This window comes from Streptomyces sp. BA2, from assembly GCF_009769735.1.
In the GTDB taxonomy this organism is placed as follows: Bacteria; Actinomycetota; Actinomycetes; order Streptomycetales; family Streptomycetaceae; genus Streptomyces.
Genome location: NZ_WSRO01000002.1, coordinates 33,498 through 51,201 on the forward strand (window position 1 = coordinate 33,498; position 17,704 = coordinate 51,201).

A 17,704-nucleotide genomic window follows, 5' to 3' on the forward strand; every position below is an offset into this window, starting at 1 on the left:
AACCGTTGATGTCAGTGCCTGTCATCGACAGTAACACCTGATGTCAGTCACTGCCATCGCGTACACTCTGCGCATGGGTAGATGGGAGCCAAACGCGCGCGAACGCCTGGCGAAAGCGGCGTTGGAGCTCTACAGCGAGCGTGGCTACGACCAGACCACCGTGGCGGAGATCGCCAAACGGGCCGGGCTCACGGAGCGGACCTTCTTCCGGCACTTCGCCGACAAGCGCGAGGTGCTGTTCGACGGCTCCGACATCCTGAAGGAGCTGTTTGCGAGCGCAGTTGCCGAAGCTCCGAAGTCCGCAGCGCCCATCGACGTGGTAGCGGCCGGCCTTGAAGCGGTCTGCACCGCGTTCGTCGACCGTCGCGAGCACTTCCGCCAGCGGCAAGCCGTCATAGTGGCCAACGCGGAACTCAAGGAACGTGAGCTGATCAAGCTCGCCTCGATGTCAGCCGCGCTCGCCGACGCCCTGCACGAACGTGGTGTTGCGAAGCCGGCCGCGAGCCTGACCGCCGAGGCTGGGATCGCCGTCTTCAAGGTTGGCTTCGAGCGCTGGATCGCGGCGAGCGAGGAGCGCGCGATGTCGCAGTTGATCCGGGAATCGCTGGACGAGCTCAAGGCCGTGACTGCGGGCAACTAAGGCGGACCGGCAGTGATGCTGGAGAAGGAGCCTTCGCCCCCTTCCCCACGTAGCGTGTTGAACAGACCTGATCCGGCCGCGGGAGGTACCCGGTATGCCTGCGGTTTGCACTGACGCCACCTCTGGCAGCCCGCGACACTGCCGAATCCGGCTGGCTACCAGAGCGCAGGGTCTCTGATTGAGCCTGCACCCAAGTGGTGATGAAGAGCAGGGTTGGGGATCTTCGGCACAGCGTCGCTGAACACCCATCCCATGGTTTTCCACCTGTCGTCGCGAAACGGAGTACCCACCGGTGCTGGACCACGCTTCGATGATCACTGCTGGTGGCGATCGAGCCGCCGCGGTCGTACTTACCCGGACCGTCACCCTGGAGCGGCCCCGCTCACAGGTGGCCGCGGCGTTCCTGCGGGCGACCGCGCACGGGGTGTACGAGGCGCGCATCGACGGCCGCCCCGTCTCGGATTCGGTGCTGAACCCGGGCTGGACGTCCTATGCATGGCGGCTGGAGGTTCAGGAGTTCGACGTGAGCGGTCTCCTGCGCGGCGAAGAGGGTGAAGGCGGCGACGAGGTTGCCGTGGAGGTGCTGCTCGGGAACGGGTGGTGGCGTGGTGATCTGGGTTTCTGGGCGGCCCGCTCCAACTACGGGAACGAGATCGGCTTCGTCGGCGAGTTGGAGATCAGCTTCGCGGACGGGCATGTCCAGTCGGTGGTGAGTGATGCCTCCTGGTCGGCGCGGGCCAGCGAGGTGACGTCTAACAGCTTGTACGACGGGGAGCGGATCGACGCGCGCCTGCGCGGCAGGGGCGATGCGCTCCCGGTGCGGGAGGTGGCCTTCGACCGTGCCCCGCTCGTCGCCCAGGTGGGTCCGCCGGCGAAGCGGCAGGAGGTGCTGCGCTCCCAACGGATCTGGACCTCGCCGCAGGGGCGGACACTGGTCGACTTCGGCCAGAACCTGGTCGGCTGGATCCGTCTCCGGGCCGTCGGGCCGGCCGGCACGGAGGTCGTCGTGCGGCATGCCGAGGTCCTGGAGGACGGCGAGCTGTGCACCCGGCCGCTGCAGACGGCCCGGGCCACCGACACGTTCGTGCTGTCCGGGGGCAAGGACGTCTTCGAGCCGACGCTCACGTTCCACGGTTTCCGGTACGCGGAGGTGACCGGATACCCGCGCCGGCTGAGCGCGGACGACCTGGAAGCCGTTGTGGTGCACTCGCAGATGACACGCGTGGGTGACTTCGAGTGCTCCAGCGATCTGGTCAACCGGCTCGCCTCGAACTCGGTGTGGGGGCAGAAGGGCAACTTCCTGCATGTGCCGACCGACTGCCCGCAGCGGGACGAGCGGCTGGGCTGGACAGCCGACATCGCCGTCTATGCCCAGACCGCGTCCGTGCAGTTCGACACGGCCGACTTCCTGCACCGATGGCTCCTGGACCTGGCCGAGGAGACCCACCGCTCAGGCGCGGCCGGCGTCCCGCACGTCGTCCCCGACGCGTTCAAGCTGGCCGCGGCGCCGGACCCGGGAATGTTCGAGATCTGGGACAGCCCCACCGCCGTGTGGGGCGACGCCGCGGTGTGGGTCCCGCAGGCTTTGTGGGAGGAGTACGGGGACCGCGAGCGGCTGGCGGCGCACTATCCGGGCATGGTGCTGCACCTGAAGTCGATACTTCCGCGGCTGTCGGAGAACGGTCTGTGGGATCAGGGTTTCCAGTTCGGTGACTGGCTCGACCCGGACTCCTCCCCGCACGAGCCGTGGGCGGCCAAGGCCGACCCCGGGGTGGTGGCCACCGCCTGTCTGTACCGCTCGGCGATGTTCGCCGCCGAGACGGCCCGCCTCCTCGGCAAGAACGCCGACGCCGCACGCTGGACAGAGCTGGCCGAGCGCACCCGGGCCGCGTTTGGGGAGCACTACGTCGCCGAGGATGGCCGGATCCGCTCGGACTGCGCGACCGTGTACGCGCTGGCGGTCTGCTTCGGCTTGCTCGACGAGAGCACCCGGGCGGCCGCGGGCAAACGGCTCGCCGAACTGGTCCGCACGCACGAGTACCGGGTGACCACGGGATTCGCGGGCACGCCCTTCATCACCTGGGCGCTGTCGGAGACCGGGCACGTGGAGGACGCCTACCGTCTGCTGCTGGAGGAGCGGTGCCCGTCCTGGCTCTACCCGGTCACGATGGGCGCGACCACGATCTGGGAGCGCTGGGACTCCATGCTCCCCGACGGCTCGGTCAACCCCGGTGAGATGACCAGCTTCAACCACTACGCCCTGGGGGCCGTAGTGGACTGGCTCTACAAGGTGGTGGCCGGGATCCGGCCGGCCGAACCGGGCTATGCGCGCATCCGCCTCGCCCCGACACCAGGGCCCGGCCTGGACTGGGCCGGGGCCCGTCTGGAGACGCCACGCGGCCGGGTCGAATCCCACTGGCGCCGCCAGGGCGCTCAGATCGAGGTCCGTGTCCTGGTTCCCGACGAGGTCGTAGCCGACGTGGTCCTCCCCGACGGCACCGAGACAACCGTCACCGGCGGTGAGCACACCTTCCTCAGCTGACCTGCAGTCCCGCGTCAGTGACAACCATCGGCGCGGGGCGCGTCCTTGCCGAGCGGCTGCTGGTCCGGTGCCCGTCCCCTGGCCACGGTGTCACGCGCGGCCGGAGCGGCGGGCCCGGGCGGCACGGGCGCGGTCGCCGCACCGGGTGGAGCACCAGTGGCGGCGGCCGTGGCGGAGCAGGTACCGGTTGCAGGGCGTGGACGCGCAAGCAGTGAGCCGCTCGGCGTCCGGACCGGTCAGGAGGTCGGCGGCGTCGGCGGCGAGCGCCGCCAGGGCGTGGTCGACGAGCTCCGAGGTGGGATTGGACATGGCGCGGTAGGGGCCGCTCTTGTCGTCCCAAGCCAGCAACGGGGCGGTGGGCACGCGGGTCAGCGTGTCGTTGATCGCGGCGACCGCGGAGGGCAGCGCGGGCAGCCCCGCGACACGGGACGCGAACAGCGCCCGGACCTGCTCACGCAGGGAACGCAGCTGCGCGGCGCACATCTCGAGCATGCCCGCATCGACCGGCGTGAGGCCCTGCTGCGTCAGCCACTGATCGGCCCCGGCGGGCGTGCCGAGCTGGTCGACGTATTGCCCGCCCGGCAGCGCGACGGCGCTGTTGACCAGGGCAATCGACGGGTGCTGTTCGGCCCCCGGAGCGGGCGGCAGCCCGGACTCGGTAACGATGCTCTCTTCCATATCCCTCATGGTACGACCCCGACGCAACCGTGAGTCACGGTTGGGTTTGCCTCTATCCGTGACGTGTGCCTACAGTCGAGTCACGGTTCAATCATTTCGCATCCGTGAGGTTACTTGTGTCTGCTTCCCCTGCGTCCACGCAGTTCCCCGTCCGCGTCTTCGGCGGACCCACGGCCCTGTTCGAGTACGGCGGCCTGCGCTTTCTGACCGACCCGACCTTCGACGCCCCCTGCACCTACCCCGCGCCTCCCGGCGCCCCGGCCCTGAAAAAGACGGCCCACTCCACCGGCACCCCCGACGACCTGGGCCCCGTCGACGTGGTCCTGCTCTCCCACGACGAGCACGACGACAACCTCGACAACGCCGGCCGCGCCCTGCTCGCCGACATCCCGCTGACCCTGACCACCACCGGCGGCGGCGAACGCCTCGGCGACAAGGCGACGGGGCTTGCCGACTGGGAGTCCATCGAGCTGGAGCGCCCCGGCGGCGGCACGCTCACGGTGACCGCCGTGCCCGCCATCCACGGGCCCGGCACCCGCGAGGAAGTCGAACCGATCGCCGGACAGGTCGTCGGCTTCGTCCTGACCGGCGAGGGCCTGCCCACCGTCTACGTCAGCGGCGACAACGCCTCCCTGGACGCCGTGAAGGAGATCGCCGCACGCTTCGCACCCATCGACACCGCGATCCTCTTCGCCGGCGCCCCGCGCTTCGCGGAGATCTTCGACGGGGGCCTGATCGTCCTGGACAGCGCCCAGGCCGCCGAGGCCACCCAGATCCTCGGTGCCCGCCGCGTGGTGCCCGTCCACTTCGACAGCTGGTCCCACTTCACCGAGGGCCGAGACGAACTGCAGGCCGCCTTCGGTGCTGCGGGCCTCGCCGACCGTCTGCAGCTGAACTGAGCGGACCCATCACAGCCTGCCCGCGGGGGCCCGGCAGGTCCGCCGCCCCCGCGGGCCCCGTGGCTGCGCCCGCTCCCACCGACGGCCGAGCGCCTCCCGCCCGCCCCGAGACAGCCGCCCCCTTCCATTGGTCCTCAGTTACGCCACAGGCTCGCCTGGGGGCCCGTCCCTCCTGGATCCGTCATGGCCCACCGCACGACCACCCCGAAGCCCCCCTCCCCTCAAACCAACGCTCAGGGCAGCGGCCCGCCGAGCGCCCGCACACAACAGCGCATCCTCACCGTCCTGTTCGCCTCCCAGGTCCTGAGCGGACTCGGGCTCGCCGCGGGCACCACCGTCGCAGCGCTGCTCGTGCAGGACATGCTCCACTCCACCGCCCTGGCCGGACTGAGCAGCGGCCTGCTCACCGCGGGCTCCGCACTGGCCGCCATCGCCGTCGGCCGCCTCTCCCAGGCCCGCGGCCGCCGCCCCGGGCTGGCCGCCGGATACCTCGTCGGCGCACTCGGCGCCGTCGGCGTCACCACCGCCGCCGCCAACGACAGCCCGGCCCTGCTCTTCGTCGCCCTGTTCCTCTACGGCGCCGGCACCGCCGTCAACCTCCAGGCCCGCTACGCCGGCGCCGACCTCGCCGCACCGGCCCACCGCGCCCGCTCCATCTCCACCGTCGTGGTCGCCACCACCGTCGGCGGCGTGGCCGGCCCCGCCCTGGCCGGCCCCACCGGCCACCTGGCACAAGCCCTCGGCCTGCCCAGCCTCACCGGACTCTTCGTCGTCGCCGCCGCGGCCTTCACCCTGGCCGCCCTCACTCTGCTGATCTGGCTGCGCCCCGACCCCCTCCTGCTCGCCCGCACCGTGCACGCCGACACCAGCACCGACTCGGCGCAGCCCACCAGCGCGACCGCGGCATCTGTACCCGGCACCCCGCGACGCGAGCCGAGTCTGCCACTGGGCGTTCTGGTCCTGGTTCTCACGCAGGCCGTCATGGTGGCCGTCATGACGATGACCCCGGTCCACATGCACGCCCACGGCCACGGCACCGCCGCCTCCGGTCTCGTCATCGCCCTGCACGTCGGCGCCATGTACCTGCCCTCACCGCTGACCGGCCGACTCGTCGACCGCTTCGGCTCCGCAACCATCGCCGTCTGGGCCGCCCTCACGCTCTTGGCCGCCGGCGTTCTCGCGGCCACCGCCCCCGACGACTCCGTCGCCCTGCTCGCCCTCGCCCTCATCCTGCTCGGCCTGGGCTGGAACTTCGGCCTGGTCAGCGGCACCGCCATCGTCACCGACGCCGCCCCCGTGGCCACCCGCGCCAAGACCCAGGGACTCGTCGACGTCGCCGTAGCCATCGCAGGCGCCGCCGGCGGCATGATCTCCGGCCTCGTCGTCGCGGCCGCCAGCTACTCAGCCCTGGCCATCACCGGAGCAGTCATCGCCCTCGCTCTGCTGCCCGTCATCATCGCCACCGCCCGCAAGCGCTGACCGCACACCGCATTTCGCCATCACCTACGTGGTGCTCGGCCTCGTGGCGAGCGGGGTCTGGCGGTGGCGCCAGGACATGCTGATGGACTGGCCGCTCACGCAGTTCGGCGAGGGCGTGACGCCCTGGCTCGTCTCCGTCTGGGCGGACGGTCCGGCACGCTACTGGGTCTGGCCACAGGGCTGGCCGTCGATCTGTGGGCCACGCTCCCCCTCTCCGCCCGCAACGCCCAGGAGCTGCCCTCCAGGACACCGAGCACGCAGCTTCCAGTGCCTGATCCTGGTACGACAGGAGTACGCGCACCCCTCACGACATCCAAAGGGGTACGCCGACACGCCGGCGACAAGGAAGACCCTGGAAGCCCAACACGTCGAACTTGACAGGGAACAGACCCGGTCGGTGTAGAGCTTGGTCGTCAACTGGCCGCCGCAGCAGCCCGCACCAGAACGTGTGGTGCTCGTGCCGGTGACGAAACGCGTCCAGCTCGATCGCCTCCAACGGCAGCATCAGCGGCTCCTCCGAGTCCGCGCTGCCCAGCATGCAGTCTGAATCTGCCGCCTGTCACGATGCACGAAGCCCCCCATTGACTTCAACTCAGTCTGTCATCAGTGGAATTTGCGCTCCAGACCACAATGCGGTCCCTGCACCGAAGCGCCGTGGCCGAAGCGCCGCTGTGCTACGCAGCATGGCCGCCGCCTGCCCCGTCGCCACCCGCGGCACGGCCCAGACCGGTGTCCTGGCGCCAGTGGCGCAGACGGCGTCGGCGCAGCAAGCGGTGGGCGTCGTCTGTGGGCTACTCGTCTTCGTCGTCGGTCGGCTCGGTGATCCACTCCGGCGGCGCGAGGGCTTGGTTGTTGTAGCACCAGCGTTCGATGACATGGTCGCGGAAGAGTGCCTCGGCCAGATCGGCGTGTTCGACCTGTCCGATGCCGACTGGCGAACGGCTGCAGGCGCGGGCGCGGGCCCCGGGGGGGCGCTCGCTCCGGCCCGCGTGCACACCCGTTCGACGACGCGGTCGCCGCAACGGCGGTCACGGGTGGCTAACGGCTGCGTCTTCTGCGGCTGGTGCCAGGCTTCGGCACGGTCTCCAAGTCGGCCTTCGCTTGCCGGAAGAACACAGTGCGGGCCTCCCGCGCCTCCAGCGCTCCCCTGTTCCACGCAGCCCACTCCGGGTTGGCCGACTCGTAGCGGGCACGGGAGTGCAGCCCGGAACTGAGCACCATCAGACGCTGCAGCACATCCTCAACCTGCTCTTCCAGGGGCGGTGTGGCGACCAGCGTGGCCCGCTCGGCTGCGTCCGCCGCTTCCGCCAACGGTCCGTTGGCCCGCGCGACCACCACTTCCTGCATCCGTTCCGCCAGCCCGACTTCCCCTACGTTCTCAACGGCCAGGTCCAACTCCGCCCCCCGCTCCTCCTGCAGGTCCTCCATCGCGCTCATCGCCGCGCCCCAGGAGTGCAGGAAGTCCAGGTAGGCCTGCAGGCGTTGGCCGCGAAGCCACTGCCCATGCTCGACCTGGGCCTGGTCGCTGACCTGCCGTCGACCGACGAACAGGCCCAGCAGGACTCCGGCGATGCCCAGCAGACCAGCCGTCACGGCAGCAGCGACCACCCCCACGGCTCGTTCATCCCGTCAGCCTTCCCGATCCAGCCCGCCGTTGACACGGATGTACGCAGCAGGGTGACGGAGACCCCGCCTCACCCAGTACGACGTGAGCCGGAGGGCTTGATGGTGTTGAGGGTTGCGGTGATCTCATAGGCGATGGCGGTGGCCGTCTCGCCGGCCGCAGCGTGCACGGTGATCCGGGCGAGGTGTGCGGCAGCGTACTCGCCTTCTGGCCGCCGTTGAACTTGGCGGGCTCTGGCCAAGGCTTCGGCTGTGTCGGCCCGAGCCGAACAGCACGAGCCGGCGCACCGCGCATCGACGCCGCACCGCTGACGCGGCCGTCCGAGACTGGCACGAGCGCTCTGGGCGTTCAGACGAACAGTGCTGCGAGGGCCGCGGTCACGGCGGCGGCGAGGGTAATGACCGCGGTGAAGGTGGTGGCGGCCCGGGTGAGGGCGGTGGGGTAGGTGGCGCCGTCCATGCGGGCGAGTTTGCCCGCGCCGGCGGCGGCCAGTAGCGCGATGACGATCACGAGTGCGGTGGTGAGAAGGACGACGGCCACGATGGACTCCCGGTAGGCGGTGGGGCGTTGACGTGGTCGAAGGTCGTGGAACCTGCGTTCTCCGGGGTTCGCCTGGACGAGAATGAACACCGGCGAACACATCCGGGCCCCGGGAGGGGAGGTACATGGACGAGCAGAACGGCCACGGCCCGCAACTCACCGAGCTGCGCGCGAGACTGGCCGACGGGCTGGTCCGGGCCCGGCTGAACCAGACCGTGCTGGCCCGGCGGGCGGGGTTGGGGCGGACCACTGTCTCGGAGGCGCTCTCGCCCCAGAAGCCCGTGCCGTCCGCGGAGACGGTGGCGGCACTGGCCCGCGCGCTGCAGCTGCCTGTGGAAGAACTGCTGGCGTTGCAGCGCGCCGTGGTGCGGGAAGCGGGCACGGTCACCCCGGAGGGGCCGGGCCGCCCCATCGGCGAGTGGTCGCCGCACGATCTGGAGGTCCACCGGGCCGGACCCGGCCCGGCGGCCTCAGGCTCCGGCATGTCTGCAGAGCGGGCTTGGCCCGCCTATGTGCCCCGCGCGCATGACCGGGTGCTGGACCAAGCGGTCCGCGACACCATGGCCGGCCGCAGCCGGATCATGGTGCTGGTGGGCGCCTCCTCGACGGGCAAGACACGGGCGTGCTGGGAGGCCGCCCAGCCCCTTGCCGATCAGGGGTGGCGGTTGTGGCATCCCTTCGACCCGACCCGGGCGCAGGCCGCGTTGGATCAGCTGCACCGCGTCGGGCCCCGCACGGTGGTGTGGCTGAACGAGGCCCAGCACTACCTCGGCGACCGGGCAGTAGGTGAGCAGATCGCGGCGGCCGTGCACCATCTGCTGGTCAGCCGGCAGCGCGGGCCCGTGCTGGTGCTGGGCACGCTCTGGCCCGAGTACGCCAGCCAGTACACGGCTCTGCCCACACCGACCGAGCCGGATCTCCACAGCCGAGTACGAGAACTACTCGCTGGCCACCTCCTGGCAGTACCCGACGCTTTCGACGCCCAGGCCCTGACTGCGGCTAAGGCCCTTGCCGAGGGTGGAGATCCGCTGCTGGCCGACGCCCTCACCCGTGCAAAGATCGACGGCCGGATCACCCAGGACCTGGCCGGCGCTCCCGAACTCCTCAACCGCTACCAGCACGCTAGCCCGGCCGCCAAGGCAGTGCTGCAGGCCGCGATGGACGCGCGCCGCCTCGGTGTCGGCTTGCACCTCCCGCAGGCCTTCCTCACCGATGCTGCCACCGACTACCTCAGCCAGAGCGACTACGACCAGCTCACCGACGATTGGGCGGAACAGGCCTACGCCGAACTCGACAAGCCTGTGCACGGCAAACAGGCTCCCTTACGACACACCACCCCCCGCCCCCTGCGACGTCCCCCCGCCCCTGCCTCTGCCGCCACAACGGGCGCAGAGGCGGTGAGGGGACCACAGTTCCGGCTCGCCGACTACCTCGAGCAACACGGTCGCACGAGCCGCCGTCACCTGTGCCCACCTGCATCTTTCTGGCATGCTGCTCTCACCCATCTCGCTCACCCTGATGATCTGAACCGAGTCGCGGATGAAGCTGAGGAACGCCTGCGGCTGCAGTGGGCTCATCACTTGCGCCATCAAGCCGCCGCACACGGAAGCCCCGTGGCCCTGGCCTTACTAGCGGTGTTGCGTGCGGAGGCCGGGGACCTGGACGGCGCCGAAGCCCTAGCCCGCCAGGCCGCCGACCTCGGCGACACCCACGCCTTGCATCAGTTGGCGATGATGCGGGAGAAGGCCGGGGACCCGGACGGCGCCGAAGCCCTGCTTCGCCAGGCCGCCGACCACGGCGACACCGACGCCCTGCACCAACTGGCGGTGATACGGGAAGAAGCCGGAGACCCGGACGGCGCCGAAGCCCTGCTTCGCCAGGCCGCCGACCACGGCGACACCGACGCCCTGCACCAACTGGCGGTGATACGGGAGAAAGCCGGAGACCCGGACGGCGCCGAAGCCCTGCTTCGCCAGGCCGCCGACCACGGCGACACCGACGCCCTGCACCAACTGGCGGTGATACGGGAAGAAGCCGGAGACCCGGACGGCGCCGAAGCCCTGCTTCGCCAGGCCGCCGACCACGGCGACACCGACGCCCTGCACCAACTGGCGGTGATACGGGAGAAAGCCGGAGACCCGGACGATGCCGAAGCTTTAGTCCAGCAGGCCGCCGACCACGGCGACACCGACGCCCTGCACCAACTGGCGGTGACGCGCGAACTCGCCGGGGACCGCAACGGCGCCGAAGCCCTACTTCGCCAAGCTGCCGACCACGGCGACACCGACGCCCTGCACCAACTGGCTGAGATGCGGGAAGAAGCCGGGGACCGGGACGGTGCCGAAGCCTTAATCCAGCAGGCCGCCGACCACGGCGACACCATCGCTCTGCACCAACTGGCGGTGACGCGCGAACTCGCCGGGGACCGCAACGGCGCCGAAGCCCTGGCCCGGAAGACCGTCATCTACGGTGACGCCATCGCCCTGTGTCGGCTGTCGGTGATGCGGGAGTCTGCCGGGGACCGGGCAAGCGCGGAAATCCTGGCCCGGCAGGCCGCCGACCACGGCGACACCGACGCCTTGCGTCAGTTGGCGGTGATGCGGGAAGAAGTCGGGGGCCGAGATAGTGCTGAAGCCCTGAGCCAGCAGGCAGCCGACCACGGCGACACTCTCGCCCTGAGCCAGCTGTCGGTGATGCGTGAGGAAGCCGGGGACCGGGCAAGCGCGGAAATCCTGGCCCGGCAGGCCGCCGACCACGGCGACACCGACGTCCTGCGTCGCCTGGCGGAGATGCGGGAAGCCGCCGGGGACCGGGCGAACGCGACAACCCTGGCCCGGCAAGCTGCCGACTACGGCGGAGCTTCTGTCGAATACGAACACGCGGCCTGGGCATCGATGCTCCGCGCGCGATGGCCGCACGGTATGGACCCGGATGGCACTCCGACGCCCCTTTGGCAACCGACGGTGGATATTCCGCACAGCCCACTCACACCATCAAACGGTTCATCACCGTAGGCATGCTGTGTCACTGCGTGGTTCGTTGGTCCGCCACACGGTCACGGCGCGCATGGAGCTTCGAGCAGCCCCGCAACGACCTCGATGTTCCGTACAGCGAACGCTCATAGCTCACATGTCCGCGTCTGGAACGCTCCCTGGCGCCGCGTAGTTACTCAGCGGACAATCTGTGCAACATTCTGCTGTCCGAGGGGGTCGGAATGGGTGTTCTGTGGCCGCTGGAACCGGCAACGGGAGCCAAGCACCGGTTGTACAAGCACTACTTCGACGCCTGGTGGCCGATCCTTCTCCAGCCCAGTCCCCGCTCCGGCGGCAGCTGGCCGAAGGTCACGTTCCTGGACGCGTTCGCGGGCCCAGGCCGCTACGAGGCGGGCGAAGAAGGATCCCCCGGTCTTCAACCTGCGGGGGCTCCTGCACCATAACCACCTGGACCGAATGGGCCTATCCCGGGACCGGGCGCAGCTGATCTTCATCGAGAAGGACCGCGCCACCTACGAGCACCTGGTCAAAGAGCTGTATGAGAACTTCGGCCCGCTGGATCAGCTGCCCGTGCGGGTGGAAGTGCGCTGCGGTGAGGCAGGCCGGGACAGCGAACGGCTGCTGACTGAACTGCAAGCCTGGGGACACCCGATCCTGGGGGTCTTCGACAGCTGGGGCAACGTCAACACTCCCCTATCCGTGATGGCCCGTATCGCGGCAAACCCGGCCAGCGAGGTCATCGTTACCTTTGGGCCGAACTGGTTCAGCGGACGCAAGGAACTCAACGAAGACATCGTCGACGGCGTATTCGGCGGTCGGGAGCACTGGACGCATGTAGCCGCAGCCCGTGACAGCGAAGAAATGACTCCTCTGCCTCGCCCGACGCAGAACCGACGTCCTCTTCGCGATGCTCCGCGACGGGACCTTCTACCAACCCCAACCCGCCCCAACCCCTTGACCAAAGTCATAGGGGCATCCTCCTCCCGCCTCGTCCCGCCACTTGTGCTACCGGCACGAACGGAGAGAAATGTCGAGCTCCCGCCGACTCGCCCTGGCCGCCGCACTCGCAGCCGCCTTGTGCAGTGCCCCCACTGCAGCACCCGCAGCCTCCCTCACTGCTGGCCAACCATCCCTGAAGACCCATGCCTTCACCAACAAGACGACGGCGACACCTTCGTGCCAATTGACGTGAAGGTTTCACAGCCCACCGACGAGCGAATGTGGCGCCTTGGTCCCATGAACTCGTCCTGGTGGGGCGGACCGGCCAGAGACTGCATTTCCGGCAACAACATCGGAGGCGAATATTGCTGAGTTCGTTGGCGTTCGGCGATCCGGTTGAGATCGGCGCCGAGGAGCGCTAGAGCGTGTCCCTTTGATCGGCTGGTCAGTTGATCGGGTGTGTCTGTCCGATTAGTGATCACTGATGCGCTGTGGGCGCAGGTGCGACTCGGGGTGGCGGCCGGGCTCGGCATCGGGGCGGTCGCGGCGATCATCCGCGTGTCCGGGAGCGAGCTGCTGATCCCGACGATCGTGTTGCTGTTCGGGCAGGACATCAAGACCGCGGGAAGCCTCTCGCTGCTGGTATCGCTGCCGACGATGTTGATGGCCTTCGCCCGTTACAGCCAGGACGGCAGCTTTGTGGTACTGGGCACCAACCGCCGCTTCGCCCTGGTCATGGTCGCGGGCTCGATCGCCGGGGCGGTGCTGGGCGGGCTGCTGCTGCTAGGCGTGTTCGCGGACCTGGTGCTCATCCCCGTACTGGCTGTGGTCCTGCTCGATTCCGCTGCCAGACTGGCCCGTCACGACTGATGGTTCCGCGGTGAACAGGGCGAATCGACCCTAAATCCTGGCCGCCAGGAGCAGCCCGGCGGCGCTGCCGGTCTCGGTGATGAGACCATCCCGCACGGCATCCGCCGCGTTGCCGAGCTCCATCCGTGCACCGTCATGCCGATCTCTGTGTCGTCTCGATGAACGACCCCGGATCGCAGGTCGGTGGCGAGGAAGAGGTGAGTTCTCGCGGCGGTCGCGCCGGGGAGCGGGTCGATCACGCCCGAGGAGGCGCAGATCGCGGGCGAGGAGCCCGGTCTCCTCCTCCAGCTCGCGTATCGCCGCTTCGCACGGCTCCTGGCCTCCGACTCCCCCGCCGGGAAGGTGAGGGACGCGCTTCTCCTGTAGGCAGAAGTCGTCCACCAGTGTCGCAGCCGCAACGGCGGATGCGTCCGCAGCGCGAGGGGCAGGTCCCGAAACCGCTCGGGCAGCCGTCGTGAACCTCCAGATCACGCCCTCGAACTGCTGCCGCAGCCGCTCGGGGTACGGGCCGTACCTGCCGATCGGCAGGTACGGCCCGACGAACTCCCATTCATCGTCTGTCAGTTGCGCCCGCGTCATGAACGACGATCTACCAGATCGCGTCACGCGAGACGGGCGAGTCCCACAGATTGATGTCCTGTGCCATCGAACTTTGAGTGAGTGTCATCGAAGTGTGGCGGTACTTGTGACTGACACCGCCCGTCTCAGGTCAGTACGCGATAAGTCACGTGTGTAACCGAGTTCGCTGCTCGCGACTCCACCTGCTCAAGATTCAGTGACGGCACTCCGTCGAACAGCCGTGTGCCGGCGCCGAGCGTGAACGGCACAATGTGTAGCCGCAGCTCGTCGATCAAGCCTGCGGCTAGGTACTGGTTGATGGTGGTCGCGCCCCCGTGGATCGACACGTTGCGGTCCCCGGCCGCCTCGCGAGCCTGCCGCAGTGCGGATTCGATGCCGTCGGTGACAAAGTGGAACGTGGTGCCGCCGTCCATCGGTTGCGGGTCGCGCGGGTGGTGGGTGAGGACGAAGACCGGCGCGTGGTACGGCGGATTGTCGCCCCACCAGCCCTTCCACTGCCGATCCCACGCGCCGCGTACGGGGCCAAACATGTTGCGCCCCATGATGAAGGCGCCGGCTGCCGTCAGCCGGTCGAGTTCGACCTGCCGCCGCTCCGGGGTTTCGAACATCCATGCGTGCAGCCTGTCGCCCCAGCCATCACCGGCGTCGTCGCCGAACGGGCGCTGCTCGGCCTGGTTGAGCCCGGCCGAGTACCCGTCGACGGAGATCGAGAGGTCGCAGGTCACCCTGCCCAAACGTTTGGTCACTGTGCCGTCCTCCTGGTGGCGACCTTCCGTCGCCTTCGCGGTGAGTCGCCTGATCCGTTCACTACTTGGGTAGACCGTTCCGGGCCCGCGAACTCATCGCGCGGCCGTTTCGCTGTTCTCGGCGCCACTCAGCTGGCCCCGACCCTTGACGCTGTGCTCAAACTTCGACGACACGGGAGCCTGACCCAAGGCCGGGTACTAGCGTATTTCCGCTGGCGGCAAGGGGTGTTGGCGTCGAGTCGGAACGCAGGCGACGAAGTGGCGTTGGTCAGGTAGTCCGCCAAGACTGCTGATCATCGAGGCGCTCCGTTGCCCGCACGTCATTGTCCCCTGCCGCCCGGCCTGACCACCGTCTCACGCGAGTTCACCGTGGCCTCAGCCGGTTCACTCCCGGGCATCTGGGCGAGTTGACCCAGGTCATACCATTCGACCTCGTTGATGTACTCCTGGACGAAACCCGCTGTGTTCAGCTCCGTTTGCGAGACCTTCCTTCTCGGGTCGGGGTCTACTTCCTGTTCGCGATGTGCCTGTTCCCCGAGGTCGGCTACCGGCTGGTCTGGGGCAAGCTGACCGCGGCCCTGACCGGCGCCGGGCTCGAGGTCGCGGCGCCGACCGCGAAGGCCCTGCGCGATCTGCGCCGCCGCGTCGGCACCGAACCGATGCGGCACTTGTTTCGAGGTCCTGGCCGGTCCGCTCGCCGTGCCAGCAACCACCGGAGTACGGTTCGGGCCGTTCCGGATGGTTTCCTTCGACGGCTGCGGTTCAATCAAGATCCCCGACAGTGAACGGAATGTCGAGTGGTTCGGGCCCGGCAGCCGCGGCGGGTATCCGATGCTGGAACTGATGCCCCTGGTAGAAACTGGCATCCGCTCCCTGATCGGTGCCGTGTTCGGCCCCACCAGCGACGGCGAGACCGCCTACGCGAGGCAACTGCGGCACCATCTGAGCCCGGAGATGCTGGTCTTGTGGGACAAGGGCTTCGACGCCAACGCCTTCCTCGCCGCCGTGACCGACACTGGCGCCAAGTTCCTGGGCCGGCTGCGCGCCAACCGCCGCACCCCGATCCTGACCTGCCTACGCGACGGCTCCTACCTCCCCGTCATCGGGACCGTCCCGGTGCGCGTCGTAGAAGCTCAGATCTCCGTGCCCTGCGGCGATTCCTCGTTCACCGGCTCCTACTGGCTGGCCACGACGCTGGCCAACGCCCTCCGCTCGGGCGACCCTGGCAGCGTCGAGCGGAAGATGTGGGCTGTGCTCGCCCTCTATCAAGCATTGCGGACGGTGATGATTGGAGGCCGCCGGTCCCGGCCCGGCACCGACCCGGACCGCTGCGGCTTCACCATCGCCGTCCAGACCGCCCGTGACCTCGTCGTCCAGGCCGCCGACATCATCACACCCGTCGGCACCACCGCCAACATCGTAGGCGCCAAAGGCAACCGCGTCCTCGGCGGGACGTCATCGTTGGCCGGTGGTGCTGGATCCGTCGAGTGCTTCCCGGATGATGTCGGCATGCCCGGCGTGCTGGGCCGTCTCCCGGATCAAGTGCAGCAGGATCCGGCGAGCGGGCCAGTAGATGGTCTCCGGCGGGGACCATGGAGTCCTGGGCAGAGGGACGTTCCGCTCGAGGTCCGCAAAGGCAGCCACGGCCCCTTCGGTCGCCCGCGCCGCCGTCGCATACTGCTCCAGCAGTGCGGCGATGGTCTCGTCCTCTGCCATCTGGTACTGCCCCATGTCGAGCATGCCCTCTGGCAGTTCGCCGTCCGCCTTGACCATGATCTGTGTCCACACTCGCTCGCCGCCGGCGAGGTGCTTGACGATCCCACCCAGGGTCAGTTCGCTCACCGTCGTGCGCCGTGCGGCCTCAGCGTCCGTGATCCCGCGGATCGTGATAAGCAGCAGCTCCCGCTGCTCCGCCAGTGCCTACAACAGTTCGCCTCGCTCACCTGGAAGAAGCGAGACTTGGTTCTCCAGTGACGTTGTCATGGGCTGACCGTAGAAGGGATATAGGTCAGTTGGTGTCCTCGATCCAGCGCTCTGCGCGGCAGATACGGTGCAGCCACAGGGAGCCCAACTCTCTCTTCACACAATGCCGTTGGACTGCCTCGTCTGATGCGCGCAGCCCAGCCGCCGGGAATCGATCAGTCAGACGTTCAGGACGCCGTCGAGGATGGTGACCGCGTGGCCGGTGAGGTGGACGCGGTCACCATGCACGGCGGTCCTCACCATCCCGGTGCGCGCGGATAGCTGCAGGCCGGTGAGCTCGTTTCGACCGATCCGCTCCGACCAGTAGGGGGCCAGAGCGGTGTGGGCGCTACCCGTGACCGGATCCTCGAGGATGCCCTCGGCAGGTGAGAAGAAGCGGGAGACGAAATCGTAGTCCAGACCGGGACTGGGTGCCGGGGCTGTGATGATGACGCCGCGCAGGCCCTCACGGCGGGTCACGTCGGCCATCGCGTCGAGGTCGGGGGCCACGGCCCGGACGGCGGCCTCGTCGGGCAGCACAGTCAGCAGATCGCCGAGCGCACCGGTGCGGAAGACCGCCTCAGGCTTCACTCCCAGGGCTTCCAACAGGCCTGCCGGTACGGGACTTTCCGTGCAGGGCGCGGCCGGGAAGTCCAGGGTGATGCTGCCGTCCTCGTGCGCATGCGCGGTGAGGATGCCGCTGAACCGGCTGCGGAAACGCAACGCGCCGACAAGCCCACGCTCCCGCCGCAGCGTGTGTGCCGTGGCCAATGTGGCATGGCCGCACAGGTTGGTCTCCACCAGAGGGGCGAACCAGCGGATCTCCCAGTCGGCGCCGTCGCCGTCCGGGAGCCGCCGCGCGAAGGCGGTCTCCGAGTAGTTCATCTCGGCGGCAACTCGCTGCATCCAGGCGTCCTCAGGCCAGTCTTCAGTGTCGAGCAGGCATACACCCGCGGGGTTGCCGGCAAAGGGGCGGTCGGTGAAGGCGTCTACAACGTGGATCTGCATTCCGCGACCGTATCGATGCCAATCACAGCTACGCGCAGGCCAATTTGAGGAAAGTGGACTCATTACCTGTCCGGAGTCACCATCCGCACACCGATCCGCGCCGCGAAGACCGAGGCCAGACCGATCAGTTGGGGCGCGGTACTGCCACGCTCGCCTGCGACCACCGACCCCTTGGAAGCCATCATCGGTGGTCGCCACGATCAGT

The 17,704-nt window shown here is 68.9% G+C and carries 13 protein-coding genes and 2 pseudogenes; 8 read left to right on the forward strand and 7 right to left on the reverse strand.

The window, feature by feature from the left end; all coding sequences use genetic code 11:
• The first annotated feature begins 73 nt into the window (after positions 1-73).
• Positions 74-640, forward strand: a complete 567-nt coding sequence (locus E5671_RS02725; protein WP_160502277.1) for a TetR/AcrR family transcriptional regulator — start codon at positions 74-76, stop codon at positions 638-640.
• A gap of 292 nt (positions 641-932) precedes the next feature.
• Positions 933-3,182, forward strand: a complete 2,250-nt coding sequence (locus tag E5671_RS02730) for a family 78 glycoside hydrolase catalytic domain (RefSeq protein ID WP_202120992.1) — start codon at positions 933-935, stop codon at positions 3,180-3,182.
• 90 nt (positions 3,183-3,272) lie between these two features.
• Here the strand turns inward: E5671_RS02730 and E5671_RS02735 are convergent, their stop codons facing one another.
• The gene (locus tag E5671_RS02735; protein WP_160502278.1) at positions 3,273-3,860 is read right to left on the reverse strand and encodes a CGNR zinc finger domain-containing protein; all 588 of its coding nucleotides are present in this window, start codon (positions 3,858-3,860) and stop codon (positions 3,273-3,275) included.
• A gap of 116 nt (positions 3,861-3,976) precedes the next feature.
• Here E5671_RS02735 and E5671_RS02740 point away from each other — a divergent pair, with 116 nt between their 5' ends.
• Positions 3,977-4,759 carry an MBL fold metallo-hydrolase gene (locus tag E5671_RS02740; protein WP_160502279.1) on the forward strand — a complete coding sequence of 261 codons (783 nt, stop codon included), beginning with the start codon at positions 3,977-3,979 and terminating at the stop codon, positions 4,757-4,759.
• A gap of 183 nt (positions 4,760-4,942) precedes the next feature.
• A complete protein-coding gene (locus tag E5671_RS02745; RefSeq protein WP_160502280.1) occupies positions 4,943-6,238 on the forward strand; it encodes an MFS transporter in 1,296 nt (431 codons plus the stop codon).
• Positions 6,239-7,276: 1,038 nt separating this feature from the next.
• On the opposite strand, the gene E5671_RS02750 is transcribed toward E5671_RS02745, so the two are convergent.
• On the reverse strand, positions 7,277-7,831 hold the full coding sequence (locus E5671_RS02750; RefSeq protein WP_160502281.1) for a hypothetical protein: 555 nt from the start codon (positions 7,829-7,831) through the stop codon (positions 7,277-7,279).
• A 379-nt stretch (positions 7,832-8,210) separates the two neighbouring features.
• Positions 8,211-8,492, reverse strand: a complete 282-nt coding sequence (locus tag E5671_RS02755; RefSeq protein ID WP_202122778.1) for a hypothetical protein — start codon at positions 8,490-8,492, stop codon at positions 8,211-8,213.
• 35 nt (positions 8,493-8,527) lie between these two features.
• Between E5671_RS02755 and E5671_RS02760 the strand changes: the two genes are divergently transcribed.
• From E5671_RS02760 to E5671_RS02770, 3 genes and pseudogenes are all read left to right on the forward strand, one after another.
• Complete coding sequence (locus E5671_RS02760) at positions 8,528-11,416, forward strand: XRE family transcriptional regulator (protein ID WP_160502282.1); 2,889 nt, start codon at positions 8,528-8,530, stop codon at positions 11,414-11,416.
• 435 nt (positions 11,417-11,851) lie between these two features.
• Positions 11,852-12,187, forward strand: a pseudogene (tcmP, locus tag E5671_RS45915) (three-Cys-motif partner protein TcmP); the annotation flags it as partial.
• 621 nt (positions 12,188-12,808) lie between these two features.
• A complete protein-coding gene (locus E5671_RS02770) occupies positions 12,809-13,204 on the forward strand; it encodes a hypothetical protein (RefSeq protein ID WP_336605644.1) in 396 nt (131 codons plus the stop codon).
• A 204-nt stretch (positions 13,205-13,408) separates the two neighbouring features.
• Here the strand turns inward: E5671_RS02770 and E5671_RS45920 are convergent.
• Positions 13,409-13,585: pseudogene (locus E5671_RS45920) on the reverse strand (NUDIX domain-containing protein); the annotation flags it as partial.
• 323 nt (positions 13,586-13,908) lie between these two features.
• Positions 13,909-14,529 carry a dihydrofolate reductase family protein gene (locus E5671_RS02780; RefSeq protein ID WP_160502284.1) on the reverse strand — a complete coding sequence of 207 codons (621 nt, stop codon included), beginning with the start codon at positions 14,527-14,529 and terminating at the stop codon, positions 13,909-13,911.
• A 407-nt stretch (positions 14,530-14,936) separates the two neighbouring features.
• Between E5671_RS02780 and E5671_RS47685 the strand changes: the two genes are divergently transcribed.
• Complete coding sequence (locus E5671_RS47685; protein WP_160502285.1) at positions 14,937-15,314, forward strand: transposase domain-containing protein; 378 nt, start codon at positions 14,937-14,939, stop codon at positions 15,312-15,314.
• Between the two features lie 670 nt (positions 15,315-15,984).
• Here E5671_RS47685 and E5671_RS02790 read toward each other — a convergent pair.
• Both E5671_RS02790 and E5671_RS02795 read right to left on the reverse strand, forming a co-directional pair.
• Positions 15,985-16,446 (reverse strand): DinB family protein, encoded by a 462-nt coding sequence (locus E5671_RS02790; protein ID WP_336606031.1) that lies wholly within the window; start codon positions 16,444-16,446, stop codon positions 15,985-15,987.
• A 225-nt stretch (positions 16,447-16,671) separates the two neighbouring features.
• Positions 16,672-17,499, reverse strand: coding sequence for a PhzF family phenazine biosynthesis protein (locus E5671_RS02795; RefSeq protein ID WP_160502286.1), 828 nt, complete (start codon positions 17,497-17,499; stop codon positions 16,672-16,674).
• Between the last annotated feature and the right edge of the window lie 205 nt (positions 17,500-17,704).